Origin of the sequence: Streptomyces sp. WELS2 (assembly GCF_013870595.1) — a bacterium.
In the GTDB taxonomy this organism is placed as follows: domain Bacteria; phylum Actinomycetota; class Actinomycetes; order Streptomycetales; family Streptomycetaceae; genus Streptomyces.
Genome location: NZ_JACBWZ010000013.1, coordinates 1 through 25,386, shown reverse-complemented (window position 1 = coordinate 25,386; position 25,386 = coordinate 1). Strand labels below are relative to the sequence as shown.

Here is a 25,386-nt window from a genome sequence, read left to right as displayed (position 1 = left end):
CACCGCGCGGTACGGCCCCCGGGTGCCGGCCCGGTCTTCCCGCCCGTCATGTCGACCCCCGGATCATGTCGATGACATCGGTCCGGCTGTAGCCCAGCCGGGACGCCTCCGCGACCAGCTCGCGCACCCTGATCTGGAGGCCGGAGCGGCGCGTCGCACCCTCGGCGACCGTGATGCCCCGGCCGCGCCGGAACTCCAGCAGGCCCTCGTCCCGCAGCTCGCGCAGTCCGCGCAGCACGGTGTTGACGTTGATGTCCAGGGCCGCGGAGAGGTCCCGGGCGGAGGGCAGCCGGTCGCCCGCGCGGCACTCGCCCTCGGCGATGGCCCGCCGGACCGCCGCGGCGACCTGTTCGTGCAGCGGGCGGGTGTCGGACGTGTCCAGACGCAGCAGCATGGTGCCAATGACGCTAGCACCATGTGTGTCATCGGGGAACCGGACGCAACGGAAAGGGGCCCGTCGCGGCAGGCGACGGGCCCCCTTCGGGGACGACTGGGTGTCAGCCCAGGCGGGCGAAGCCGTAGTTGAGCAGCTTCTTCGCGTCCGCCTCGCGGTTGGGGATGGAGGTGGAGGCGAGGACCGTGCCGATGACCGTCTTGTTGTTCCGGGTCGCGGCGAAGACCAGGCAGTACTTGGCCTCCGGGCCGGAGCCGGTCTTCACGCCGATGGTCCCGCTGTAGCTGCTGAGCAGCCCGTTGGTGTTCTTCCAGGGGGCCATCGTGCGGGTGCCGCCCGACTTGGTGCGGGTCTTGGCGGTGTACGTCTTGGTCTTGACGATCGTGCGGAACGTGGCGTTCTTCATCGCGCTGCTGGCGATCTTCGTCAGGTCGCGCGGCGTCGAGTAGTTGTTGCCGTTGCCGATGCCGTCGAAGGAGTCGAAGTGGGTGTTCTTCAGGCCCAGGTTCTTGGCGGCGGTGTTCATCTTGCCGATGAAGTTCTTCACGCGCGCGTCCCGGGTCGAGCCGGAGCCGTACTTGTCGGCGAGCGCGTAGGCGGCGTCACAGCCGGACGGCAGCATCAGGCCGTACAGCAGCTGCCGGACGGTCACCTGGTCGCCGACGATGAGGTGGGCCTGGGAGGCGTTGTTCTTGACGACGTAGTCGCTGTACGCCTTCTGGATCGTGACCTTGGCGTCGAGGTTGAGGTTCGACTGGGCGAGCACGACCTTGGCGGTCATGATCTTGGTGGTGGAGCCGGTGGCGAGCCGGGTGTCCGCCTTCTTGCCGTACAGCGTCGAGCCGTTGGCGTTGTTCATGAGGTACCCGCCCTTGGCCACGATCGACGGCGCGGTGACGGCCTGCGCGGGCGCCGCGGTGAGGGCGCCGGTGGTGGCCAGCGCGCCGGCGGTGACGGTGACGACGGCGGCCCTGCGGAGACTGGTGCCCATAATGCCGGTAATCAACTGATGTACCTCGAATGTGTTGAATGCCCCTGATGTGCGGCCGAGTTGAGGTGGGTGCATGGAAGGGCCGCGTGTGTGTGACACGTAAGTAGCACAGAAGGTTGTGCGGTTGCCGGGAGAGGAGCGGTTCCAGGCCGTGGGGGTCCGCATGATGGACGGTCCACCGCTTGCGTACGTGTTGTATCTATCCTGTCGGCATGAGAACGGCCGTCGAGCATTCCGCGTCCCAGTCCCTCAAACAGCCACCCGCCGCCGACCGCGTGTACGCCCACGTCAAGCAGGGCGTGCTCGACCGCCGCTACGAGGGCGGCACCCTGCTCACCGAGGGCGAGCTGGCCGAGGCCGTCGGGGTCTCGCGCACACCCGTCCGGGAGGCGCTGCTGCGGCTGGAGGTGGAGGGCCTGATCCGCCTCTACCCGAAGAAGGGCGCCCTCGTCCTGCCGGTCTCCGCGCAGGAGATCGCGGACGTGGTGGAGACCCGGCTGCTGGTCGAGGAGCACGCCGCCCGCAAGGCCGTGCCCGCCCCGCCGGGCCTGCTGGGCCGGCTGACCGAGCTGCTTGAGCGGCAGAAGGAGCAGGCCGCCGCCGGTGACCTGGCCGCCGCCGCGGTCACCGACCGCTCCTTCCACGCCGAGATCGTGCGCAGCGGGGGCAACGAGATCCTCTCCCGGCTCTACGACCAGCTGCGCGACCGCCAGCTGCGGATGGGTGTCGCCGTCATGCACTCCCACCCCGACCGGATCGCCAAGACGCTCGCCGAGCACGAGGAGATCCTGAACGCGCTGCGCGCAGGGGACGCGGAGGCGGCCGTCGGGGTCGTGCACCGGCATGTGAGCTGGTTCTCGAACCTCGCGCGGGGTGAGGTCCGATGAGCATCCCGGCGCGCGACGTCACCCTGCCCGGCGATCCCCCCGGCGGGCGCCGGGCCGTCGTCGTCTGGTCCATAGGCGTGGCGGTCTACTTCGTGGCCGTCATCTTCCGTACGTCGCTGGGCGTGGCCGGGCTCGACGCGGCCGACCGCTTCCACGTGGGCGCCTCCGCCCTGTCCACCTTCTCCATACTCCAGCTGCTGGTCTACGCCGGCATGCAGATACCCGTCGGCCTGCTGGTCGACCGGCTCGGCACCAAGAAGGTGCTGAGTATCGGCGCACTGCTGTTCACCGCCGGACAGCTGGGCTTCGCCTTCTCCCCGACCTACGGCGCCGCGCTCGCCTCCCGGGCCCTGCTGGGCTGTGGCGACGCGATGACCTTCATCAGCGTGCTGCGGCTCGGCACCCGCTGGTTCCCGGCCCGGCGCGGTCCGATGGTGGCGCAGCTCGCGGGGCTGGTCGGCATGGCGGGCAACCTGGTCTCCACCCTGGTCCTGGCCCGGCTGCTGCACGGCATCGGCTGGACCCCGGCGTTCGCGGGCAGCGCGCTGGCGGGCGCGGTCGTCCTGGTGCTGACCCTGCTGTTCCTGAAGGACCACCCCGAGGGGATGGAGCCGGAGCCGTCCGCGCACCGGGGCGCCGCCTACGTCCGCGGGCAGATCGCCGCGGCCTGGCGGGAGCCGGGCACCCGGCTCGGCCTGTGGGTGCACTTCACCACCCAGTTCCCGGCGATGGTGTTCCTGCTGCTGTGGGGGCTGCCGTTCCTCGTCGAGGCACAGGGGCTCAGCCGCGCCACGGCCGGCGAACTGCTCACCCTCGTCGTGCTGTCCAACATGGCGATCGGCCTGGTCTACGGCCAGATCGTCGCCCGGCACCACGCGGCGCGGCTGCCGCTGGCGCTGGGCACGGTGGGCGCGACCGCGCTGCTGTGGGCGGCGACGCTGGCCTACCCCGGGCGGCACGCTCCGATGTGGCTGCTGCTCGTGCTGTGCGTGGTGCTCGGCGCGTGCGGGCCGGCCTCCATGCTCGGCTTCGACTTCGCCCGGCCCGCCAATCCGCCCGAGCGGCAGGGCACGGCGTCCGGCATCACCAACATGGGCGGTTTCATCGCCTCCATGACGACGCTGCTGGCGATCGGCGTGCTGCTGGACGCGACCGGGGACGACTACACCGTCGCGTTCTGCTCCGTGTTCGTGCTCCAGGCGCTCGGCGTGAGCCAGATCCTCAGGCTGCGGGGGCGGGCGGCCCGGCGGGAGCGGGAGCGGCTGATCTCCAGCCGGATAGAGACGGTGCACGTTCCCGCGTAGCCGCAGGGCGGGAGCGGACCCTCCCGCGGCCGGGACTACGGCGTGACCGCGAAGTGGCGCAGGATGGCCGCCGCCAGCTCCTGGTCGCCCTCCGTCTTCACCCGGTCCGCCGCCGCCTCGGGGGAGACCCGGCCGCAGGCCAGGCGGACGTAGGTCTCCCAGTCGAGGGTGAGGGTGGCGGCCGGGCCGAGGGCGGGGACGGTCTCCAGGGTGCCGCGGCCCTGGATGTCGACGCGGACGGTGCGCAGGAACTCGACCGGGCCGTGCACGTCGAACACGATCGCCGAGCTGCGCGGGGCGTTCGCGTCCCGCGCGACGACCTTGGGCAGCGCCTCCAGCAGTACGTCCCGGGTGACGTACGCGCCCGGCGAGTCCAGGTTGCCGGGGCGGCCGAGGGCCGTGCGCAGGTCCTGCTCGTGCACCCACACGTCGAACGCCCGCATGCGGTAGGCGTGCTCCAGGGTGATCTCCTTGCCGAGCGGGCCGCGCACCAGGGTGCCGGGCTCCCGCGACTCGTTGCGCAGCTGGCGGTTGCGGCGGATGACCGTGTACTCCAGCTCGGCCGTCATCTCCGGCGCGGTGTGGTGCCGGCGGACGTCGACCTGCATCTCCATGTAGCGCTGGTGCTCGGTGGCGACGTGGAAGAGGTCGCGCGGCAGGGCGTGGATGGGGCGCGGGTCGCCGAGCATCTCGCAGTCCATGCCGATGACGTGCGACACGATGTCCCGCACCGACCAGCCGGGGCACGGGGTCCGCCGGTTCCACTCGCCCTCGACGAGTGACTGCGCCATCTCGGATATCGCTTCGATGGAGTGCGTCCAGGCGTCGGCGTAGGGCTGGAGAGTGGGATGCAGACTCACGGAACGGGACCCCTCGGCGGTCGGTACACGGGCGGTTTTGCGGCGGCGTTGCCGGCGGGCGGCGGCTGCACTTCGGCGGGTGTCTTGAGACGCTAAGTTACGCTGCGGCAAGGCACCCCGGCAGTGCTTTCGTGTGACGATCGTAGGCCCGTATGGACGACTCGAATCCCAGGACGGTGGTAGTGTGCGCGCCTCGCTGATCCAAGCAGCCGTGGACGAGCGGGAACCGGTCGGCTCCCGGCGGCAGCGCCTGGCCGCGCTGGTGCGCGAGCAGAGCGGCGCCGACCTCGTCGTCCTGCCGGAGCTGTGGACCACCGGTGCCTTCGCCTACGAGGAGTTCGGCCGCGAGGCCGAGCCGCTGGAAGGGCCCACCTACGAGGTGATGGCCGAGGCGGCGGGCGACGCGGGGGTGTGGCTGCACGCGGGCTCCATCCCCGAGCGCGACCCCGAGGGCACCCTCTACAACACCTCGCTCGTCTTCTCCCCCTCCGGTGAACTCGCCGCGGCCTACCGCAAGGTCCACCGCTTCGGCTTCGACAAGGGCGAGGCCGTGCTGATGGGCGCGGGCCGGGAACTGGTGACGGTCCGGCTGCCGGACACCACGCTCGGCGTGGCCACCTGCTACGACCTCCGGTTCCCCGAACTCTTCCGCGCCCTGGTCGACGCCGGTGCCGAGACGCTGGTGATCCCGGCGGGCTGGCCCGAGCGGCGGCGGGCGCACTGGACGCTGCTGGCCCGGGCGCGGGCGGTGGAGAACCAGGCGTTCGTGCTCGCGTGCGGAACGGCCGGGACGCACGCCGGGGTTCCCCAGGCGGGCCACTCGATCGTGGTGGATCCGTGGGGCGAGGTGCTCGCGGAGGCCGGCTCCGGCGAGGAGGTCCTCACGGTCGACATCGACCCGGCGAAGCCGGCCGCGACCCGCGAGCAGTTCCCGGCGCTGAAGGACCGCGTCCTGGGCCTGGAGCCGCCCCGGCACCGGGGCTGAGTCTCCCGGAGGCCGGGGGTCAGTCCTCCTCGCGCTCCTTCTCGGCGAGGTGGATCACGCACACGGCCACCGCGATCAGCAGCGCGGGATCGGCGTCCTCGCGGACGACGTCCACGCCGTAGGTGTCGCGGACGGTCAGCCGGCGGCGGGAGATCACCGCGAGGAGTTCGCCGTCGTACTCGACGGCGAACTCGCGGTCCAGGATCCTGCCGCTGACGTCCAGCTCGGTGCCGTCCACCAGGGCGACCCGGTAGTGGTTGCGCAGCAGGGACAGCCGCTTGCGCCGGATCCGGGCCAGGACCTCCCCGTCCCGTTCGATCACCATGGTGTCGCGCAGCGCGAACATCTTCTGGTGGATGTCGATCAGGACCCGCCCCGCTGCGTCCTTCAGCTCGAAGGTGTCCCGCAGCCGCATGGCCTTGCCGTCGACGAGGTAGACCTTCCGGCCGTGCTCGTCCTCGATCCACCAGTCGTCACCGATGCCGAGGATCCGGTCGCGTACGAGGAATCTCATGGGGAGCATGTTTCCCCGCGGCCGGGTGATCGTCACAAACCCGTCATACGGGCGCGGCCCCCGCACCCGGCACCCCGCCGAACCGCTTGCGGTACGCCGACGGGCTGAGCCCCGTCTCCCGGCGCAGCCGGGCGCGCAGATTGGCCGCCGTGCCCAGGCCGCTGCGCGCCGCCACCACGTCCAGCCGCTCCTCGCCACAGGTGCCGCGGCACGTGGACGCCACCACGGGCCACGCCCTCGGCTGACCGGACGGTGGAATCCACCCGGCGGCGGGGCAGCGGGCCGGTGAACTCTGCGCTGTATCACGGTAGTTGCCCAACCGAATGGGAGCGACCCGAGTCGGAGGGTGCGTAAGGCGCACGCTCGCGCACGTCCTCTCGGAGGTTTGCCATGCTCGCTCGTCCCGCCCGCCGCCGGGTGCTCCGCGCCGCCTCGGCGACGGCCCTCGTCCTCGGCACGGCGCTGGCCGTACCGCTCGCCCTGGCCGGTCCGGCCGGTGCCGCCACGGCGCCGGCCACCGCCGAGGTCAACGGTTACGACTGGCAGCTCACCTACCAGGCCGCCGCCGGCCAGGCCAACAAGGCTGCCGTCACCGCCTCGCCCACCGCCGACCGCACGGGCATCACCTACCTCATCGACGACGTGGTGCCGGTCGAGGCGGGCCACGGCTGCCGCCACCCCGTCGCCGCCGACCGCACCAGGGTCTCCTGCACGGTCACCCTCGTGGACAGCCAGGACCCGTACCCGGCCCTGGTCATGGACCTCGGCGACCGCGGCGACACCGTCAGCTACAAGAACGCCACCGACCAGGTCTACTCCTACGCCCGGATCTCGCTGGGCGCCGGCGACGACAGGGCGGCCGACTCGGGCCGCCTCGACGGCGCCTACGTCTCGGGCGACGCGGGCAACGACACGATCACGGTCGGCAAGGAGGGGCTGGCCTGGGGCGGCGACGGCAACGACACGATCAACGCCTCCGGCGGCGGCAACATCGCGCAGGGCGGCAAAGGCGACGACACGCTGCACGGCGGCGCCGGCTCCCAGTCCCTGTCCGGCGACGACGGCAGGGACACGATCACCGGCGGCGCGGGCGCCGACGAGCTGTACGGCGGCAGGGGCGACGACGTCCTGTACGGCAACGGCGGCGACGACCGGCTCTACGGCAACAGCGGGAACGACCGGCTCTACGGCGGCCCGGGCCGCGACACCCTCTCCGGCGGCCCCGGCCGGAACGTGGTCCACCAGGACTGACCGGACCCGGCTCTCCTCCACAGCCGGGCCACACCGGGAGGGTTGTCCACAGGCGCCGGAACGCCCGTCGGCGTGAGGTGGCACCCTGGATCCATGACCGACTCCGCACCCCGACGCGCCCGAGTACGCGCCCCCGAGCTGATCGGCAAGGGCGGCTGGCTGAACACGGGAGACCAGCAGTACACCCTTGCCGACCTGCGCGGACGCATCGTCGTCCTGGACTTCTGGACCTTCTGCTGCATCAACTGCCTGCACGTCCTGGACGAGCTGCGCGAGCTGGAGGAGAAGCACCGGGACACGCTCGTGGTGATCGGGGTGCACTCGCCGAAGTTCGTGCACGAGGCCGACCACCAGGCGGTCGTGGACGCCGTCGAGCGCTACGGCGTGGCGCACCCGGTCCTGGACGACCCGGAGCTGGCCACCTGGAAGCAGTACGCGGTGCGCGCCTGGCCCACCCTCGTGGTGATCGACCCCGAGGGCTACGTCGTCGCCCAGCACGCCGGTGAGGGCCACGCGCACGCCATCGAGCGGCTGGTGGAGGAGCTGGAGGCCGAGCACGAGGCGAAGGGCACCCTGCGCCGCGGCGACGGCCCCTACGTGCCGCCGGAGCCCGAGCCGACGACGCTGCGCTTCCCCGGCAAGGCGCTGCTGCTGCCGTCGGGGAACCTCCTGGTCAGCGACACCACCCGGCACCAGCTGGTGGAGCTGGCCGAGGACGCCGAGACGGTCGTGCGGCGGCTCGGCACCGGCACGCGCGGCTTCGCCGACGGCGGCCCGGACCAGGCGTCCTTCAACGAGCCGCAGGGCCTCGCCCTGCTGGACGACGGCGCGGTGGTGGTCGCCGACACCGTGAACCACGCCCTGCGCCGCCTGGACCTCGCCACCGGCGAGGTGACCACCCTGGCGGGCACCGGCAGGCAGTGGTGGCAGGGCTCGGCCACCTCCGGCCCGGCCCGCGAGGTGGACCTCTCCTCCCCGTGGGACGTGGCGGTCTTCGGCGGCAGGGTGTGGATCGCGATGGCGGGCGTCCACCAGCTGTGGACCTACGACCCGGACGCCGGGACGGTGGCCGTGGCGGCCGGCACCACCAACGAGGGCCTGGTGGACGGTCCCGGCGCCGAGGCCTGGTTCGCCCAGCCCTCCGGCCTCGCGGCCACCGCCGACCGGCTGTGGCTCGCCGACTCCGAGACCAGCGCCCTGCGCTGGGTGGACACCGACGGGCACGTGCACACCGCCGTGGGCACCGGGCTGTTCGACTTCGGCCACCGGGACGGCGCCGCCGGCCAGGCGCTCTTCCAGCACCCGCTGGGCGTCACCGCGCTGCCGGACGGCTCGGTCGCCGTCGCCGACACCTACAACCACGCCCTGCGCCGCTACGACCCCGCCACCGGCGAGGTCACCACGCTCGCCACCGATCTGCGCGAGCCCAGCGACGCCGTCCTCGTCGGCGAGGACATCGTGGTGGTGGAGTCGGCCCGGCACCGGCTGACCCGGCTGCGGCTGCCCGAGGAGGCGGTGCGCGTGGAGTCGGTCGCCCACCGCACCCGGCGGGCGGCCACCGAGGTCGCCCCCGGCCGCCTCCGCCTGGACGTGGTCTTCCAGGCCCCGGCCGGCCAGAAGCTCGACACCCGTTACGGCCCCTCGACCCGCCTGCTGGTCTCCGCCACCCCGCCCGAACTGCTGCTCAAGGGCGAAGGGGCGGACACGGACCTGTCCCGCGAGCTGGAACTGAACCCCGCCGTCACCGAGGGCGTCCTGCACGTCTCCGCGATGGCCGCCAGCTGTGACGACGACCCTGCCAACGAGTACCCCGCCTGCCATGTGCACCAGCAGGACTGGGGTGTCCCGCTGCGCCTCACCGCGGGCGGGACGGACCGTCTGCCGCTCGTCCTGGCGGGCATGGACGAGCAGTAGGCGGACGGCGCGTCAGATGCCGTAGCCGTCGCTGTAGCCGTCGACGCGGTGGTGGTGATGGTGGGGCTCCTCCTCCACCACCGGTGTCGTCGGCGGGACGACCACGCGGCGGCGGCGGGCTATGCCGCTGAACGTCGCGACGCCGATCAGGCCGACGGCCATCAGGATCAGGCCGACGACGGTGACGTTGACGCCCTTCATGTGCCAGTCGGTCGCGAACGTCAGAATGGCCCCCACGCCGATGAGGATGATGCATCCGCCGAGACCCATGAGACCTCGCCTCCCCTTCCGGTTCCGGAATCTCCGGTGTCGTCCGGGTACCCGGCGGGGTCCGGGCTAGCCCTCCAGGAAGGCCGTCAGGGCGTTCGCGAGGAGGAACGGGTCGTCGGCGCCGCACAGTTCGCGGACGCTGTGCATGGACAGGATCGCCACGCCGATGTCGACCGTGCGGATGCCGTGCCGGGCGGCGGTGATCGGGCCGATGGTGGTGCCGCACGGCATGGAGTTGTTCGACACGAAGCTCTGGAAGGGCACGCCCGCCTTCTCGCAGGCCGCGGCGAACACCGCGCGGCCCGAACCGTCGGTCGCGTAGCGGTTGTTGACGTTGACCTTGAGGAGGGGACCGCCGTTGACCCGCGGGTGGTGCGTCGGGTCGTGCCGCTCGGCGTAGTTGGGGTGCACGGCGTGACCGGTGTCGGAGGACAGGCAGACCGAGGCGGCGAAGGCGCGGGCCCGGTCCTCGAACGTCCCGCCACGCGCGAGCACCGAGCGCTCCAGCACGGAGCCGAGCAGCGGGCCGTCCGCGCCGGTGTCCGACTGGGAGCCGTTCTCCTCGTGGTCGAAGGCGGCCAGCACCGGGATGCGGCTGAGCGGGGCGCCGGAGGCCGCGACGGCGGTGAGGGCGGCGGCACCGGCGTGCACGGACAGCAGGTTGTCCATGCGCGGGCCGGCGACCAGCTCCCGGTCCCGGCCGAGGTAGGCGGGCGGCTCCACCGGATGGGTCATCAGGTCCCAGCCGGTCACCGAGCCGGCGGTCAGTCCGGCCTCCTGCTCCAGGAAGGCGATGAGGTCGCCGTCGCGCACCTGGTCGCCGAGGCCCCACACCGGCTGCAGGTGCCGCTGCTTGTCGAGCTTGAGCCCCTCGGAGCCGACCGAGCGGTCCAGGTGGATGGCGAGCTGCGGCACCCGCAGCAGCGGCCGGTCCACGTTGACCAGGACGGAGGTGCCGTCGCGCAGGGTCAGCCGGCCGGCCAGGCCGAGGTCCCGGTCCAGCCAGGAGTTGAGCAGCGGGCCGCCGTAGATCTCCACGGCGACCTGACGCCAGCCGTGCGCCCCGCTGTCCGGGCGCGGCTTGACCCTCAGGCTCGGGGAGTCGGTGTGCGCGCCGATGATGTGGAAGGGGGTGTGCGCCTCGGCGCCCTCGGGCACGTACCAGGCCACGATCGCGCCGCCGCGCAGCACGTACTTGCCGCCGTGCGTCCCGTCCCAGGCGTCCGTCTCCGCCACCTGCCGGAAGCCCGCCTTCTCCAGCCGCTCGGCGGTGTTCGCCACGGCGTGGTACGGCGACGGGCTCGCCGCCAGGAAGGACATCAGGTCGTCGGTGTGGCCGCGGTCGAAGCGGGCTGGTGCGCTCATGGGATTCACCTTAACGACGTGCACGGGCCCGCTCCCGGAAAGAGAGCGGGCCCGTGCGTGGATTCGGCGGGGACGTCCGGAACGTCGGGGCTAGAAGGCGGCCTCGTCCAGTTCCATCAGGTCGAGTTCCACGTTGCCGGCGACCTTGCGGGCGAGGGTGACGCCCGGCAGGACGTTCGCCGCGAAGAACTTCGCCGCGGCGATCTTGCCGGTGTAGAAGGCCTTGTCCTTCGCCGAGGCGGTGGCCAGCTTCTCGGCGGCGACCGCGGCGCCCTTGAGCAGGAGGTAGCCGACGACCACGTCACCGGAGGCCATGAGCAGGCGGGTGGTGTTCAGGCCGACCTTGTAGATGTTCTTGGTGTCCTGCTCGGTGGCGGCCAGGTCGGTCAGCATCAGGCCGACGATCGCCTCCAGCTCCACGGCCGCCTTGGCGAGCTGCTCGCGGGCGCCGGCCAGCTCCTCGCCGCCGGTGCCGAGCGCCAGGAACTTCTTGATGTCCTCGGCGAGGGAGTTCAGCGCGGCGCCCTGGTTGCGGACGATCTTCCGGAAGAAGAAGTCCTGGCCCTGGATCGCCGTGGTGCCCTCGTACAGGGTGTCGATCTTGGAGTCCCGGATGTACTGCTCGATCGGGTACTCCTGCAGGAAGCCGGAGCCGCCGAAGGTCTGCAGCGACTGGGCCAGCTGCTCGTAGCCCTTCTCGGAGCCGTAGCCCTTGACGATCGGCAGCAGCAGGTCGTTCAGCGCGTGCTCGGCGGAGGCGTCCTCGCCGTTCGTCTCCTTGACCTGGATGGCGTCCTGGACCGAGGCGGTGTACAGCACCAGGGCGCGCATGCCCTCCGCGTACGCCTTCTGCGTCATCAGCGAGCGGCGCACGTCGGGGTGGTGGGTGATGGTGACCTTGGGCGCGGTCTTGTCCATGAAGTTCGCCAGGTCGGGGCCCTGGACGCGCTCCTTGGCGTACTCCAGCGCGTTCAGGTAGCCGGTGGACAGCGTGGAGATCGCCTTCGTGCCGACCATCATGCGGGCGAACTCGATGATGCGGAACATCTGGCGGATGCCGTCGTGCTTGTCGCCGATCAGCCAGCCCTTGGCGGGGTGCTTGTCGCCGAAGGTCATCTCGCACGTGTTGGAGGCCTTCAGGCCCATCTTGTGCTCGACGTTGGTGGCGTAGACGCCGTTGCGCTCGCCCAGCTCGCCGCTCTCGAAGTCGAACAGGTACTTCGGCACGAGGAAGAGGGACAGGCCCTTGGTGCCGGGGCCGGCGCCCTCGGGGCGCGCGAGCACGTAGTGGAGGATGTTCTCCGACATGTCGTGCTCACCGGAGGTGATGAAGCGCTTCACGCCCTCGATGTGCCAGGAGCCGTCCTCCTGCTGGATCGCCTTGGTGCGGCCGGCGCCCACGTCGGAGCCCGCGTCGGGCTCGGTGAGGACCATGGTGGAGCCCCACTGCTTCTCGACGGCGATCTTCGCGATGTGCTTCTGGACCTCGTTGCCCTCCTCGAAGAGGATGCCGGCGAACGCGGGGCCCGAGGAGTACATCCACACGGCCGGGTTGGCGCCCAGGATCAGCTCGGCGTAGGCCCAGATCAGGGAGCGCGGCGAGGTGCTGCCGCCGATCTCCTCGGGCAGGCCGAGCCGCCAGTACTCGGAGTCCATGAAGGCCTGGTAGCTCTTCTTGAAGGACGCCGGGACCGGCGCGGTGTTGGTCTCCGGGTCGAAGACCGGCGGGTTGCGGTCGGCGTCGGCGAAGGACTCGGCCAGCTCGTTCTCCGAGAGGCGGGTCATCTCCTCCAGGATGCTCTTGGCGGTGTCGACGTCCATCTCCTCGAACGGGCCGGTGCCGTACACCTTGTCGCGCCCGAGTACTTCGAAGAGGTTGAACTCGATGTCGCGGAGATTCGACTTGTAGTGCCCCATGGCGACGGCTCCGTAGAGGGATCGGCGAGGCACTGACTCCTCGCACCTAGTTCACGTACCAACAAGTAGCTACGATGATGCTACCCGTCGGTAATAAGACGCAACCCCGATCCGGGCATCTGTGACGCGTCTCAAGCGGCGCGGCGGCCGCCTTGTACATGCCAGGTGCATGCCCCTTCCGGGCGCCCCGTGAACACCCCCGCGCGGGCGGAGTCCGTGTGCCGTAGTCCGTCCGGGCGAAGGGCCGGCTCGGTACGCTTCTCCCCATGTACGGCTACGACCAGAACGTGGGCGCTCAGCAGCAGTACGCCCCGCCGCAGCAGCAGATGCCGGGCGGTGTCGGCGGGTACGGCCAGCAGCCGCCGCTCTATCCGGAGCCGTCCCCGCCCTCGCTCGCGGACGCGGTGCGCGCCTTCACCACCGGGCAGATGGCCGCCGAGGACTTCCAGCAGATCTTCGCCACCTCCAAGGTGTACTGCCCGCGCGGCGACACCCCCGGCTTCCTCGCGCTGCACAACACCCAGCAGCCGGTGATCCCGATGTTCACCTCGCTGAAGGAGCTGCGCCGGTACGCGGGCAAGGAGTCCAAGTACTTCGTCATCACCGGCGCCGAGGTGATCGACCTGCTGCCCACCGGCTACGGCTTCGTCCTGGACATGGAGGGCGAGCACCGGATCGTGTTCGACGCCAAGGCGGTCGAGCAGATGGTCGACTTCGCGATGCGCCGCATGTACGGCGGCGGCTGAAACCGGCACCCTGGCGCGGGCCCGGAGGGAATTCCCTCCGGGCCTTGTCTGTTGTGGGTGGCAAGAAGTTCAACGCTCAACTAAAGTGGGCGTACCAAGGAGGTACCCGCCATGCCCGCAGTGACCGTCGAGAACCCGTTGACGCTGCCCCGTGTGACCGCTCCCGCCGATGCCGAGGCACGTCCCGTGCTCGCCGTCACCACCGCCCCGAGCGGTTTCGAGGGTGAGGGATTCCCGGTGCGCCGGGCGTTCGCGGGGATCGATTACCGCCATCTCGACCCGTTCATCATGATGGACCAGATGGGTGAGGTGGAGTACGCGCCGGGCGAGCCCAAGGGCACCCCCTGGCACCCGCACCGCGGCTTCGAGACCGTCACCTACATCATCGACGGCGTCTTCGACCACCAGGACTCGCACGGCGGCGGGGGCACCATCACCAACGGCGACACCCAGTGGATGACGGCCGGCTCCGGCCTGCTGCACATCGAGGCCCCGCCGGAGTCCCTGGTCCTGTCCGGCGGGCTCTTCCACGGCCTCCAGCTGTGGGTGAACCTCCCCGCCAAGGACAAGATGATGGCCCCGCGCTACCAGGACATCCGCGGTGGCACCGTCCAGCTGCTCACCTCCCCCGACGGCGGCGCCCTGCTGCGCGTCATCGCCGGCGAGCTGGACGGCCACCAGGGCCCCGGCGTCACCCACACGCCGATCACGATGATCCACGCGACGCTGGCGCCGGGCGCGGAGATCACCCTGCCGTGGCGGGAGGACTTCAACGGCCTCGCCTACGTCCTGGCGGGCAAGGGCTCGGCCGGCGCGGAACGGCGGCCGGTCCGCACGGGCCAGACCGCGGTCTTCGGCGCGGGCTCCGCGCTGACCGTCCGCGCCGACGAGCGGCAGGACGCGCACACCCCGGACCTGGAGGTCGTCCTGCTCGGCGGCCGGCCCATCCGGGAGCCGATGGCCCACTACGGCCCGTTCGTCATGAACACCAGGGACGAACTGGTCCAGGCCTTCGAGGACTTCAAGAAGGGCCGGTTCGGGCGGATCCCCGCGGTGCACGGCATGACCGACGGCGGCATCTGATCCCTCCCGGGGCCCGGACGGGCGCACCCCGCCCGTCCGGGCCCCGGCGCCGTGCCTACGGGACGTACGACCCCGGGGCGGTCCCGGGCGTTCCCGCCCCCGTCCGCTCCCTCAGCTCGAACCAGATGCTCTTGCCCTCGCCCCGGGGAGCCACCCCCCACGCGTCCGCGAGGAGTTCGATCAGCATCAGGCCCCGGCCGGAGGAGGCCAGTTCGCCGGGACGGCGCTTGTGCGGGAGGTCGTCGCCGGTGTCGAAGACCTCCACCCGCAGCCGCCGCCCGCCCTGTCCGCACAGGACCTCGGCGAGCAGCAGCGCGTCGGCGTCGGTGTGCACCAGCACATTGGTCACCATCTCGGACACCAGCAGCACCGCCGAGTCCACCTGCTCGGGCGAGGCCCAGTCGTGCAGCAGCTCGCGCAGGTGCTGGCGGGCCTCGGCGATCCGGTCCGGCTCGTCCTGGGCCACCGACAGCAGGGTGCGCCGCACCGGGGGCCCCGCCGTGGCGGTGCCGTCGCGTCCGCAGGCCGCGGTCGGCCGGCACAGCAGCACCAGCGCGATGTCGTCCTCGCGGCGGTCGGCCAGCGGGCCGGTGGTGTGGTGCGAGGACGGCCCGTGCACCGCCTGCACCAGGGCGTCGGCCAGCGTCTCCAGGTCCTCCTGGCGGTACTCGCCCGCCCGGTGGTCCTCCAGCAGCATCCGCAGCCTGCGCCAGCCGCTCTCCAGGTCGTGCCCGCCGGTCTCGATCAGGCCGTCGGTGCACAGCATCAGCGTCTCGTCGGGTTCGAGGGTGAACCGGGTCGTCGGGTAGTCGGCGTCCGGGTCGACGCCCAGCGGCAGTCCGCCCGCCGTGGGCCGCAGCATCACCGTGCCGTCCGCCATCCGGATCACCGGGTCGGGGTGTCCGGCGCGGGCGACCTCCAGCATGCCGGTCGCCGGGTCGGCCTCCACGTACAGACAGGTCGCGAAGCGGGGGTCGGCCAGCGCCTCCGGTCCGGAGCCGTCGGTGACCCCGTGCAGGAAGCGGGAGGCGCGGGAGAGGACGGCGTCCGGCCGGTGCCCCTCGGCGGCGTAGGCGCGCAGCGCGATCCGCAGCTGGCCCATGATCCCGGCCGCGCGCACGTCATGGCCCTGGACGTCCCCGATGACCAGCGCGAAGCGGCCGGAGGGCAGCGGGATCATGTCGTACCAGTCGCCGCCCACCTGTAGTCCGCCGCCGGTGGGGATGTACCGGGCGGCGATCCGCATCCCCGGGATCCTCGGTCCCAGCGACGGGAGCATGGAGCGTTGCAGACCCTCCGTCAGCTCCCGCTCCGACTCGGCGGCGCCGGCCCGGGACAGCGCCTGGGCGAGCATCCGGGCGACGGTGGTCAGCACCGCGCGCTCGTCGGGCGTGAACGCCACCGGATAGGTGAACGCGGCCATCCAGGCGCCCATCGTGCGCCCGGCGGCGGTCAGCGGCAGGAACGCCCACGAGCGGCGGCCGAAGCGCCGGGCGAGCGGCCAGGTGGCCGGGTAGCGGTCGCGGTACTCCTCCGGGGTGGACAGATAGACGGCCCGTCCGGTGCGGACCACCTCGGCGGCCGGGTAGTCGGTGTCCAGCGGCATGTTGGAGAAGGGGTTCATGTCGCCGGGATGGTGTCCGTGCTGGCCGGTGATCGTCAGCCGGTCGCCCTCCACGCCGTAGACCACGAGCCCGTCCGGGGAGAAACCCGGCATCGACAGGCCCCCCGCCACCCGCAGCACCTCGGCCGTGGACCGCGCCTCCGCCAGCGCCCGGCCCGCGTCCAGCAGGAACGCCTCCCGCGAGCGCCGCCAGTCGCCGGTCACCGCGCTGCGGGCGGCGGGTGTGCCCGGGGCGGGCTCGGTCACCTCCTGGAGGGTGCCGATCAGTTCATAGGCGCGCCGCTCGGGGTCGAAGGACGGCTTGGAGCGGCTGCGCACGACCCGCAGGATGCGGCCGTCGGCGTCCATGACCCGGATGCGGACCTCGGCGAGGGTGCCCTCGGCGGCGGCGAGCCGCACCACCCCGGCGACCTCGTTCCAGTCGACGGGGTGCAGCCGGGCCCGGGTCCGGGCCTCGGTGAGGGTGACCGGCTCGGCGGGCAGCCCGAGCAGCCGCGCCGCCTCCGCGTCCAGGGTGACCAGCCCGGCGGCCGTGTCCCAGTGCCACAGCCCGGTCGCGAGGGCGGCGAGGACCTCCCCGACGGACGGCAGGGGCTCGCCAGTGCGCATTGTCCCACTTTATGGAGAGGTGACCGATGGATGCCACCCAGGCGGGCGGCCGGTCGTCGTGGGGAGCCGTTCTTGGGGTGCCCGGTACCCTTGGGATGGCCTAGGCCGTACCCGCCTGGCGACACCCGATCCGCACAGACTGGATGAACGACGATGCATCGGTACAGGTCCCACACCTGCGGCCAGCTCCGCGCCTCTGACGTCGGCACCGACGTCCGGCTGAGTGGCTGGCTGCACAATCGGCGCGACCTGGGCGGCATCCTCTTCATCGATCTGCGCGACCACTACGGCATCACGCAGCTGGTCGCCCGCCCCGGCACCCCGGCGTACGAGGCCCTGGACAAGATCTCCAAGGAGTCCACGGTCCGCGTCGACGGCCGCGTGGTTTCACGTGGAACCGAGAACGTGAACCCCGACCTGCCCACCGGTGAGATCGAGGTCGAGGTCGCCGAGGTCGAGCTGCTCGGCGCGGCCCAGCCGCTGCCCTTCACGATCAACACCGAGGACGGGGTCAACGAGGAGCGGCGCCTGGAGTACCGCTTCCTGGACCTGCGCCGCGAGCGCATGCACCGCAACATCATGCTGCGCACGGCGGTCATCGGCGCCATCCGCCAGAAGATGACGGCGCTCGGCTTCAACGAGATGGCCACCCCGATCCTGACGGCGACCTCCCCCGAGGGCGCCCGTGACTTCGTGGTCCCCTCCCGGCTGCACCCGGGCAGGTTCTACGCCCTGCCGCAGGCCCCGCAGCAGTTCAAGCAGCTGCTGATGATCTCCGGCTTCGACCGCTACTTCCAGATCGCGCCCTGCTTCCGCGACGAGGACGCCCGCGCCGACCGCTCGCCGGGCGAGTTCTACCAGCTCGACGTCGAGATGAGCTTCGTCGAGCAGGAGGACGTCTTCCAGCCCATCGAGCAGCTGATGACCGAGCTGTTCGAGGAGTTCGGCGGCGGCCGTCACGTCACCTCCCCGTTCCCGCGGATCCCGTTCCGCGAGGCGATGCTCAAGTACGGCTCCGACAAGCCGGACCTGCGCGCCAAGCTGGAGCTCGTCGACATCACCGACATCTTCGAGGGCTCGGAGTTCAAGGCGTTCGCCGGCAAGCACGTGCGCGCCCTGCCCGTGCCGGCCGTCCAGGACCAGCCGCGCAAGTTCTTCGACCAGCTCGGCGACTTCGCCGTGTCGCTGGGCGCCAAGGGCCTGGCCTGGGTCCGGGTCGGCGAGGACGGCGCGCTGTCCGGCCCGATCGCGAAGTTCCTCACCGAGGAGAACGTCGCCGAGCTGACCAAGCGCCTGTCGCTGGCCCCCGGCCACGCCGTGTTCTTCGGCGCGGGCGACTTCGACGAGGTCTCCAAGATCATGGGCGCGGTCCGCGTCGAGGCCGCCAAGCGCGCCGGCCACTTCGAGGAGAACGTCTTCCGGTTCTGCTGGATCGTCGACTTCCCGATGTTCGAGAAGGACGAGGACACCGGGAAGATCGACTTCTCGCACAACCCGTTCTCGATGCCGCAGGGCGGCATGGAGGCGCTGGAGACCCAGGACCCGCTGGACATCCTGGCCTGGCAGTACGACATCGTCTGCAACGGCGTCGAGCTGTCCTCCGGCGCGATCCGCAACCACGAGCCGGACATCATGCTCAAGGCGTTCGAGATCGCGGGCTACGACCGCGAGACCACCGAGCGCGAGTTCGCGGGCATGCTCCGCGCGTTCCGCTTCGGCGCCCCGCCGCACGGCGGCATCGCCCCGGGCGTGGACCGTATCGTCATGCTCCTCGCGGACGAGCCCAACATCCGCGAGACGATCGCCTTCCCGCTCAACGGCAACGCCCAGGACCTGTTGATGGGCGCCCCGACCGAGCTGGAGGAGTCCCGCCTGCGCGAGCTGCACCTGGACATCCGCAAGCCGCAGCCGAAGTAGGCGAAACCGCCGGGGCTCAGCCGCCCTGCTCGTCGGACGGCGCGTCCGGGGACGCGCCGTCCTCCAGCAGCCGTTCGCCGATGTCGTCGGACCAGTGCTGGGCCCAGGCGCGCAGGGCGGCGACGTCGTCCTCGGCCAGGCCGTACCGGAGGAAGTCCCGGTCGGCGTAGAAGTCGGTGCCCGTCAGCCGCGACTGGAGGGTGGGCAGGTCGAACGGGTCGTGGGCGTGCCGGCGGCCCAGTTCCTCCAGGTCCGGCAGCGAGAACAGGGCCGCGCAGGCGCGGGCGTCGACGAGATCGACGGCCGCGCCCCGGTCGTACAGTGCCCGGATCTTCGTGCCGACGGCGTCCGCGAGGCAGAGCGCCGGGCCGTAGCCGGTCGGCTCCGGCGGCTGCCAGAACGTCTCCTTGTGCAGCGTCAGCGCGCACGGCTCGCCGGTGGGCGGGTCGGTCACCGTCAGCCGCACGGTCAGCGCGGTGACCGGGCCGGCCGTCACCCGCCGCCCCCGCTCCTCGAGGGCCGCGCCGACGGCGGCGGCGATCCGCTCCATGGGCTCGGCGCTCTCGGTGGCCAGATCGACATCGGCGTGCGGGCGGCTCAGCAGACCGTGCGCCTGGAGCGCGTAGCCGCCGGCCAGCACCAGACCGTACGGGGCGCCCGCCGAGGCGGCGTCCGCGAGGAGCCGGCGATGGGGTTCGGGGATGTCCACGTGGACGATTCTCCGGCCTGCCGGGCCCGGGGCGCGACGCCCGGCCGGGCCGTACGGAGAATTCCCGCGACGGCGGCAACCTCCCGGCGCCGGGCGGCCACTGAGGAGTCGTAAGGCAGGTACGACAGACCCTAAGGACTCCTCCGTGGCAGCTCCCTCCCACCGCCGGTCCCTCCGCAAGCGGCGCGTCCTCGCCGTGTCCGCCGCCGTCGTGGCCGCGGGCGTGGGCGCCGGGGTGTTCGTGCTGAACGCGAACGCCGACGGCGTCGACCTGTACCACCAGGCGCTTCCCGCCAACGACGGCTGGGCCGCCTCCGGCACGGGCACCACCGGCGGCGCGAAGGCCGACTCCGCGCACACCTTCACCGTCTCCACCCGGGCCCAGCTCGTGCGGGCGCTGGGCTCGGCCTCGGACACCACACCCCGCATCATCAAGGTCAAGGGCACGATCGACGCGGGCACCGACGACAGCGGCCGGAAGCTGACCTGCGCCGACTACGCGGCCGGCACCGGCTACTCGCTGTCCGCCTACCTCAAGGCCTACGACCCGGCCGTGTACGGCCGCTCCAAGCTGCCCTCGGGCACCCAGGAGAAGGCGCGCGCCGCCGCCCAGGACAAGCAGGCGAAGAACATCGTCTTCAAGGTGCCGGCCAACACCACGATCGTGGGCGTGCCCGGCACCCGTGCCGGGATCACCGGCGGCAGCCTCCAGGTGAAGAACGTCGACAACGTCATCATCCGCAATCTGACCTTCTCCGCCACCGAGGACTGCTTCCCGCAGTGGGACCCGACCGACGGCGACGACGGCAACTGGAACTCGCAGTACGACTCCGTCACGCTGCGCGGGGCGAGCCACGTCTGGGCGGACCACAACACCTTCACCGACGCGCCCCACTACGACAAGGCCAACCCGAGGTACTTCGGCCGCGAGTACCAGATCCACGACGGCGCCCTCGACATCACCAACGGCTCCGACCTGGTCACCGTCGAGCGCAACCGGTTCACCGACCACGACAAGACGATGCTGATCGGCTCCGGCGACAAGGACAGCACCGGCAAGCTGCGCGTCACGATTCACCACAACGTGTGGAAGGGCATCGTGCAGCGGGCCCCGCTGGCGCGCATCGGCCGGATCCACCTCTACAACAACCTGTACGACACGACGACCGTCAACGGCTACGCGCCCCTGTACAGCCTCAACTCCCGCGCCGGGGCCCAGGTCGTCGCGCAAGCCAACTACTGGACGGTGCCGAGCGGCGGCAAGGTCGCCAAGCTGCTCAGCGGCGACGGCACCGGCTCGGTCGCGGGCAGCGGCAACCTGGTCAACGGCACGGTCACCGACCTGGTCGCCGCGTACAACGCCGCCGGCTCCAAGAAGATCAGGACGACCGTGAACTGGACCCCGGCGCTCACCGCGGGCCTCGAGACCTCGGCGAGGAACCTGCCGGCGGAGCTCGCGGACACCACCGGCGCGGGCGTGCTGGAGTAGTCCCGCCGTACGCGAGAGGGCGCCGGGCCGAAACGGCCCGGCGCCCTCCTCACGCGGACGGGAGCGGCGGGATCAGCCCTCCTCGCCGCCGAAGCGCTCCTTGTACGCGGTTAGGTCGTCGTCCGTCAGCTTCGCGAACAGCACCGGCGGCACCGTGAACGGGGTGCCGGCCGGGACGGCGGACAGGGCCCTGGCCTCCTCGGCGGCGACCCAGGTGGCGGTGTCGTCCGGCAGGGCGAAGGCGCCGCGCATCGCCGCAGAGGTGGCCGGGATCAGCGGCTCGGAGACCACCGCGTACAGGTGGATCAGGTTCATCGCCGTGCGCAGGGTGAGGGCCGCGCCGTCCTTGTTCGTCTTGATCTCCAGCCAGGGGGCCTTCTCCTCCAGGTAGGAGTTGCCGGCCGACCACAGGGCGCGCAGCGCGGCGGCGGCCTTGCGGAACTGCAGGGCCTCCATCTGCTCCTCGTACTCGGCGAGCAGACGGGCGATCTCCTCGCCGAGCCGCGCCTCCGCCTCGCCGGGCTCGCCGCCGGCCGGGACCTCCTCGCCGAACCGCTTCTTGCTGAAGGACAGCACGCGGTTGACGAAGTTGCCGAGGGTGTCGGCAAGGTCCTTGTTCACCGTGGCGGTGAAGTGCTCCCAGGTGAACGACGAGTCGTCCGACTCCGGGGCGTTGGCGATCAGGAAGTAGCGCCAGTAGTCGGCGGGCAGGATGTCCAGGGCCTGGTCGGTGAAGACGCCGCGCTTCTGCGAGGTGGAGAACTTGCCGCCGTAGTACGTCAGCCAGTTGAACGCCTTGACGTAGTCGACCTTCTTCCACGGCTCGCGCACGCCCAGCTCGGTGGCCGGGAACATCACCGTGTGGAAGGGGACGTTGTCCTTGGCCATGAACTCGGTGTAGCGGACGGTGGCGTCGGCCTCGTACCACCACGCCTTCCAGTCCCGGTTCTCCGGGTCCTGGTCCGCCCACTCCTTCGTCGCGCCGATGTACTCGATCGGGGCGTCGAACCAGACGTAGAAGACCTTGCCCTCGGCCGCCAGCTCCGGCCAGGTGTCCGCCGGGACCGGGACGCCCCAGTCCAGGTCGCGGGTGATCGCACGGTCGTGCAGGCCCTCGGTCAGCCACTTGCGGGCGATGGAGGAGGCGAGCTGCGGCCAGTCGTCCTCGTGCCGGGCGACCCACGCCTCGACCTCGTGCTGGAGCTTGGACTGGAGCAGGAAGAGGTGCTTGGTCTCGCGGACCTCCAGCTCGGTGGAGCCGGAGATCGCCGAGCGCGGGTTGATCAGGTCCGTCGGGTCCAGCACGCGGGTGCAGTTCTCGCACTGGTCGCCGCGGGCCTTGTCGTAGCCGCAGTGCGGGCAGGTGCCCTCGACGTAGCGGTCCGGCAGGAAGCGGCCGTCGGCCGGGCTGTAGACCTGGCGGATCGCCCGTTCCTCGATGAAGCCGTTCTCGTTCAGCCTGCGGGCGAAGTGCTGGGTGATCTCGACGTTCTCCGGGCTGGAGCTGCGGCCGAAGTAGTCGAAGGCGAGCGCGAAGCCGTCGTAGACCGCCTTCTGCGCGTCGTGCGCGCGGGCGCAGAACTCCGCCACCGGCAGGCCCTGCTCCTTGGCGGCCAGCTCGGCGGGGGTGCCGTGCTCGTCCGTCGCGCAGATGTAGAGGACGTCGTGGCCGCGCTGGCGCAGATAGCGGGAGTAGACGTCCGCCGGGAGCATGGACCCCACCATGTTGCCCAGGTGCTTGATCCCGTTGATGTACGGAAGGGCGCTGGTGATGAGGTGTCGAGCCATCGTGGCTGCTCCCAGGTCGCTGCTTTTCTGCGGTTTCGAACCTTCAAATCGTAGCCGACACGGGTGGGCCGCCCGCTTCCCGTTTCACGGAGCGGGAAGGGGCGGCCGGGGTGCGGCCGGGACGCGGCCGGGGTGCTACGCAGCGTTACGGCCGCCAGTCGGCGAGGACGCCCTCGTACAGCTCGGTGTCCGTCAGCTCGCGGGGGGTGGGGCCCGCGTGGAAGAAGGACGCGTTGGGGGTCTTCAGCCTGCGGAGGTAGTCGAAGGCCTTGTTGTCGTGGTCCCCGAAGGCGACGAAGGAGAAGAACACGCCCGGGTGGGTCTCCGCGGCCTCGGTGAGGGCCTGGGTGGCGGGGGTCTTGGCGTCGGGGGCGCCGTCGGTCTGGAAGATCACGAGGGCGGGGACCGTGTCGCTGCCGGCGTGGGTGTCGTAGTGGTCGAGTACGGCGGCCACGGCGGCGTGGTAGCTGGTGCGGCCCATGCGGCCCAGGCCGGCGTGCACGTCGTCGATCCTCGTGTCGTGGCCGGGGGCGAGGGTGAGGTCGGTGGTGCCGTCGACCTCCGTGGAGAAGAAGACGACGTGGACCGTGGGGTCGGGGCCGGGGTCCAGGTGGGCGGCGAGGGCGAGGGTCTGGTCGGCGAGGGACTGCGCGGAGCCGTCCTTGTAGTACGGGCGCATGCTCGCGGAGCGGTCCAGCACGAGGTAGAGCTTCGCTCGGGTGCCGGTGAGGTTCTTCTTGCGGAGGGTGGTGGTGGCGGCCTTGTAGGCGGCGGTGAGGGCGGGAGTGCGGGACTTGACCTTGGCGAGGGGGGTGGCGGGTTTGGGCTTGGGGGCGGGGTGGGGTTCGCCTCCGCCTTCGGCGTCCGTGTCCGTGCCCGTGTCCGTGTTCCGGGTGGTGTGCGTCGTGGCCTCGGCTTCGCCTTCGGCGTCCGTGTTCGCACCCGCATCACCCGTGCGGGTCTCGTCGTCGGGTGCGGGTGACCCCAGCGGGGCGTCCTCGCCGTCGGCGGCCTGCGGGTGCGTCACCGTCGGCGGTTCGGGCTTCGGGTCAGCGGGGGCCGTCGCCTCCGGCTCCGGTGCAGGTTCGGTTTCCGGCTCCGGCTCGGGGGCGGCTTCCGCCTCCGGCTGCGGCTCCGGGGCTGCTCCCTCCGCCGCGGGCTCGGGCTCGGCTGCTGTCTCCGTCACCGGCTCGACCTCGGCTGCCGCCTCCGGTTCCGGGGCCGTTGCTGCTTCCGGCTCGCGGCCGGTCTCCGGCACGGATTCCGGCGCCGGTTCCGGCGGGGCCGTTTCCTCCGGTGCGGCTTCCGGCTTCGGGGCAGGTTCGGCTTCCGCCTCCGCCTTCAGGACGTTGTCGGCTTCCGCCTTCGGCTCCGCCGGTTCCGGCTCGGCGGTCGCCGTCGGCTCGTTCGGCTGCGGCTCATGCGGCTCATGCGGCTCATGCGGCTCTGGGGCGGGTTCCGCCTCCGCCTTCAGGACGGGGTCGGCTGCCGGCTTCGGCTCCGCCGGTTCCGGCTCGGCAGTCGACTCCGGCTCCGCCGTTTCCGGCTGATCCGCCGGAGGCACCTGGTGGGGGACCTTGACGTTGTCGAAGGCCGCTGCCACCAGGTCGTGTTCCTCGGTGCGGGACTGGCGGGGTTCGGGGACGGGGGGCTGCTCGGGGGTCTCGGGGGCACCCTCCGGCTCGGTGGCTCGTGGCTTGCGTGAGCGGCCGAACGCGTTCCGCAGGAGAGTGAGAATGCCCATGTGCGCAACCCTTCGCGTGAGTTGTACAGGTCGATCGCTGGCCAGGACGGACACGTAAGGTTAGCGGCCCGCTGGTGCCGGACCGGTCAACGCGGCGACGTGACCGAGCGGGCCGCCGCCACCTCCTGGCGCAACGGCTCCAGCACGCTGTCCGCCGGCCCGGTGAGACCGGTGCGCACGGCGGTCGGGGTCCGCGCCCGCCGTACGTCTTCTGCCAGCTCCCGCAGTTGCAGGGTCACCTGCGCGATCTCCGCCGGTGACGGGGGCGCCGCGCCGTGCTTGACGCGGACCCGGGCCGCCGTCGTGGCGTCGACGATGCGCTCCACCGCCACCACCAGCGGCCACCACGCGGCGGCCCGCCGGCCGGTCGGCGGTGGCTCGGTCAGGGCCCGCTGGAACTCCGTGCGGACGACGGACAGGTCCCGGTAGAGGCGGCGGCGCATCCGGGCCCGCGCGGCCGGGTCGACGCCGGGGCCGAACGCCCTCTCGACGTAGACGGCCGTGTCGGCCACCGCGTCGGCCAGCCGGTCGCCCACGCGGGTGTGCCAGCTCTCCGGCCAGCACAGGTAACCGGCCGTCAGGGCGATCGCGCAGCCCAGCAGCGAGTCGTTCAGCCGGGGCAGCAGCAGGGCCGTGCCCTGGCGGTTGAGGACGTCGGACAGCAGGAGGATCACCGGGGTGATGGCCGCGGTCTGGTAGCCGTAGCCCCGCGGGGTCAGGGCGGGGATCAGGGGTGCGAGGAGGAACAGGACCGGCACGTCCCACCAGCCCAGCGGCACCTCGGCGAGGACCACCGCCGCCACCACCAGGCCGGCCACCGTGCCCACGGCGCGCATGAGGGCGCGGGAGAACACCGAGCCGAAGTCCGGTTTGAGGACGAAGGTGACGGTGAGCGCGACCCAGTAGGAGCGGGGGACCGGGACCAGGGAGACCAGCGCCTGGGCGAGGCCGATGCAGAGCGCCAGCCGGACGCCGTAGCGCCAGGAGTTGGCGGACAGCACGACGTTGCGCGCGGCCCGGGCGGT

At 71.7% G+C, this 25,386-nt stretch carries 21 protein-coding genes and 1 pseudogene; 9 read left to right on the top strand and 13 right to left on the bottom strand.

Annotated elements, in window-relative coordinates; all coding sequences use genetic code 11:
* Nucleotides 1–46: 46 nt before the first annotated feature.
* On the bottom strand, nt 47–394 hold the full coding sequence (locus H5J33_RS01900; RefSeq protein ID WP_181793028.1) for a GntR family transcriptional regulator: 348 nt from the start codon (nt 392–394) through the stop codon (nt 47–49).
* A 103-nt stretch (nt 395–497) separates the two neighbouring features.
* Complete coding sequence (locus tag H5J33_RS01895) at nt 498–1,400, bottom strand: D-alanyl-D-alanine carboxypeptidase family protein (protein ID WP_181793027.1); 903 nt, start codon at nt 1,398–1,400, stop codon at nt 498–500.
* A 197-nt stretch (nt 1,401–1,597) separates the two neighbouring features.
* Here H5J33_RS01895 and H5J33_RS01890 point away from each other — a divergent pair, with 197 nt between their 5' ends.
* Together H5J33_RS01890 and H5J33_RS01885 are read left to right on the top strand one after the other, a co-directional pair.
* Nucleotides 1,598–2,272 carry a GntR family transcriptional regulator gene (locus H5J33_RS01890; RefSeq protein WP_181793026.1) on the top strand — a complete coding sequence of 225 codons (675 nt, stop codon included), beginning with the start codon at nt 1,598–1,600 and terminating at the stop codon, nt 2,270–2,272.
* Nucleotides 2,269–3,576 (top strand): nitrate/nitrite transporter, encoded by a 1,308-nt coding sequence (locus tag H5J33_RS01885; protein ID WP_181793025.1) that lies wholly within the window; start codon nt 2,269–2,271, stop codon nt 3,574–3,576. Before H5J33_RS01890 ends, H5J33_RS01885 begins: the two co-directional genes overlap by 4 nt.
* A 35-nt stretch (nt 3,577–3,611) precedes the next feature.
* Here the strand turns inward: H5J33_RS01885 and H5J33_RS01880 are convergent, their stop codons facing one another.
* Complete coding sequence (locus H5J33_RS01880) at nt 3,612–4,436, bottom strand: maleylpyruvate isomerase family mycothiol-dependent enzyme (RefSeq protein WP_181793024.1); 825 nt, start codon at nt 4,434–4,436, stop codon at nt 3,612–3,614.
* A 184-nt stretch (nt 4,437–4,620) separates the two neighbouring features.
* On the opposite strand from H5J33_RS01880, the gene H5J33_RS01875 reads away from it, so the two are divergent.
* Complete coding sequence (locus tag H5J33_RS01875) at nt 4,621–5,421, top strand: carbon-nitrogen family hydrolase (RefSeq protein ID WP_181793023.1); 801 nt, start codon at nt 4,621–4,623, stop codon at nt 5,419–5,421.
* 19 nt (nt 5,422–5,440) lie between these two features.
* Here H5J33_RS01875 and H5J33_RS01870 read toward each other — a convergent pair whose 3' ends face one another.
* Both H5J33_RS01870 and H5J33_RS01865 read right to left on the bottom strand, forming a co-directional pair.
* Nucleotides 5,441–5,935 (bottom strand): LURP-one-related/scramblase family protein, encoded by a 495-nt coding sequence (locus tag H5J33_RS01870; RefSeq protein ID WP_181793022.1) that lies wholly within the window; start codon nt 5,933–5,935, stop codon nt 5,441–5,443.
* A gap of 43 nt (nt 5,936–5,978) precedes the next feature.
* Nucleotides 5,979–6,131 (bottom strand): annotated as a pseudogene (locus H5J33_RS01865) (AraC family transcriptional regulator); the annotation flags it as partial.
* Between the two features lie 194 nt (nt 6,132–6,325).
* Here H5J33_RS01865 and H5J33_RS38220 point away from each other — a divergent pair.
* Both H5J33_RS38220 and H5J33_RS01855 read left to right on the top strand, forming a co-directional pair.
* Nucleotides 6,326–7,186, top strand: coding sequence for a calcium-binding protein (locus tag H5J33_RS38220; RefSeq protein WP_181793021.1), 861 nt, complete (start codon nt 6,326–6,328; stop codon nt 7,184–7,186).
* A 93-nt stretch (nt 7,187–7,279) separates the two neighbouring features.
* On the top strand, nt 7,280–9,100 hold the full coding sequence (locus H5J33_RS01855; RefSeq protein ID WP_181793020.1) for a thioredoxin-like domain-containing protein: 1,821 nt from the start codon (nt 7,280–7,282) through the stop codon (nt 9,098–9,100).
* A gap of 12 nt (nt 9,101–9,112) precedes the next feature.
* Here H5J33_RS01855 and H5J33_RS01850 read toward each other — a convergent pair whose 3' ends face one another.
* The 3 genes from H5J33_RS01850 to H5J33_RS01840 all read right to left on the bottom strand — a co-directional run bounded on the left by H5J33_RS01850 (nt 9,113) and on the right by H5J33_RS01840 (nt 12,652).
* A complete protein-coding gene (locus H5J33_RS01850; RefSeq protein WP_181793019.1) occupies nt 9,113–9,370 on the bottom strand; it encodes a hypothetical protein in 258 nt (85 codons plus the stop codon).
* A gap of 66 nt (nt 9,371–9,436) precedes the next feature.
* On the bottom strand, nt 9,437–10,735 hold the full coding sequence (locus H5J33_RS01845) for a M18 family aminopeptidase (protein ID WP_181793018.1): 1,299 nt from the start codon (nt 10,733–10,735) through the stop codon (nt 9,437–9,439).
* A 90-nt stretch (nt 10,736–10,825) separates the two neighbouring features.
* A complete protein-coding gene (locus H5J33_RS01840; RefSeq protein WP_181793029.1) occupies nt 10,826–12,652 on the bottom strand; it encodes an acyl-CoA dehydrogenase in 1,827 nt (608 codons plus the stop codon).
* 266 nt (nt 12,653–12,918) lie between these two features.
* Between H5J33_RS01840 and H5J33_RS01835 the strand changes: the two genes are divergently transcribed.
* Entirely contained in the window at nt 12,919–13,398 is a 480-nt protein-coding gene (locus H5J33_RS01835; protein WP_030609496.1) for an SseB family protein, read from the top strand.
* 111 nt (nt 13,399–13,509) lie between these two features.
* Nucleotides 13,510–14,481 carry a pirin family protein gene (locus tag H5J33_RS01830; RefSeq protein WP_181793017.1) on the top strand — a complete coding sequence of 324 codons (972 nt, stop codon included), beginning with the start codon at nt 13,510–13,512 and terminating at the stop codon, nt 14,479–14,481.
* Nucleotides 14,482–14,536: 55 nt separating this feature from the next.
* Here the strand turns inward: H5J33_RS01830 and H5J33_RS01825 are convergent, their stop codons facing one another.
* On the bottom strand, nt 14,537–16,714 hold the full coding sequence (locus tag H5J33_RS01825; protein ID WP_181793016.1) for a SpoIIE family protein phosphatase: 2,178 nt from the start codon (nt 16,712–16,714) through the stop codon (nt 14,537–14,539).
* A 153-nt stretch (nt 16,715–16,867) separates the two neighbouring features.
* Here H5J33_RS01825 and aspS point away from each other — a divergent pair, with 153 nt between their 5' ends.
* The gene (aspS, locus tag H5J33_RS01820; RefSeq protein ID WP_181793015.1) at nt 16,868–18,631 is read left to right on the top strand and encodes an aspartate--tRNA ligase; all 1,764 of its coding nucleotides are present in this window, start codon (nt 16,868–16,870) and stop codon (nt 18,629–18,631) included.
* A 16-nt stretch (nt 18,632–18,647) separates the two neighbouring features.
* Here the strand turns inward: aspS and H5J33_RS01815 are convergent, their stop codons facing one another.
* Nucleotides 18,648–19,340: a nucleotidyl transferase AbiEii/AbiGii toxin family protein gene (locus H5J33_RS01815; RefSeq protein WP_181793014.1), complete on the bottom strand. Its 693-nt coding sequence runs from the start codon at nt 19,338–19,340 to the stop codon at nt 18,648–18,650.
* A gap of 145 nt (nt 19,341–19,485) precedes the next feature.
* Here H5J33_RS01815 and H5J33_RS01810 point away from each other — a divergent pair, with 145 nt between their 5' ends.
* Nucleotides 19,486–20,829, top strand: coding sequence for a polysaccharide lyase family 1 protein (locus H5J33_RS01810; protein ID WP_181793013.1), 1,344 nt, complete (start codon nt 19,486–19,488; stop codon nt 20,827–20,829).
* Nucleotides 20,830–20,901: 72 nt separating this feature from the next.
* Here H5J33_RS01810 and metG read toward each other — a convergent pair whose 3' ends face one another.
* From metG to H5J33_RS01795, 3 genes are all read right to left on the bottom strand, one after another.
* Entirely contained in the window at nt 20,902–22,617 is a 1,716-nt protein-coding gene (metG, locus tag H5J33_RS01805; protein WP_181793012.1) for a methionine--tRNA ligase, read from the bottom strand.
* Nucleotides 22,618–22,762: 145 nt separating this feature from the next.
* On the bottom strand, nt 22,763–24,361 hold the full coding sequence (locus H5J33_RS01800; RefSeq protein WP_181793011.1) for a VWA domain-containing protein: 1,599 nt from the start codon (nt 24,359–24,361) through the stop codon (nt 22,763–22,765).
* Between the two features lie 86 nt (nt 24,362–24,447).
* Nucleotides 24,448–25,386: FUSC family protein (locus H5J33_RS01795; RefSeq protein WP_181793010.1), on the bottom strand; the 939-nt coding region annotated here is incomplete at its 5' end.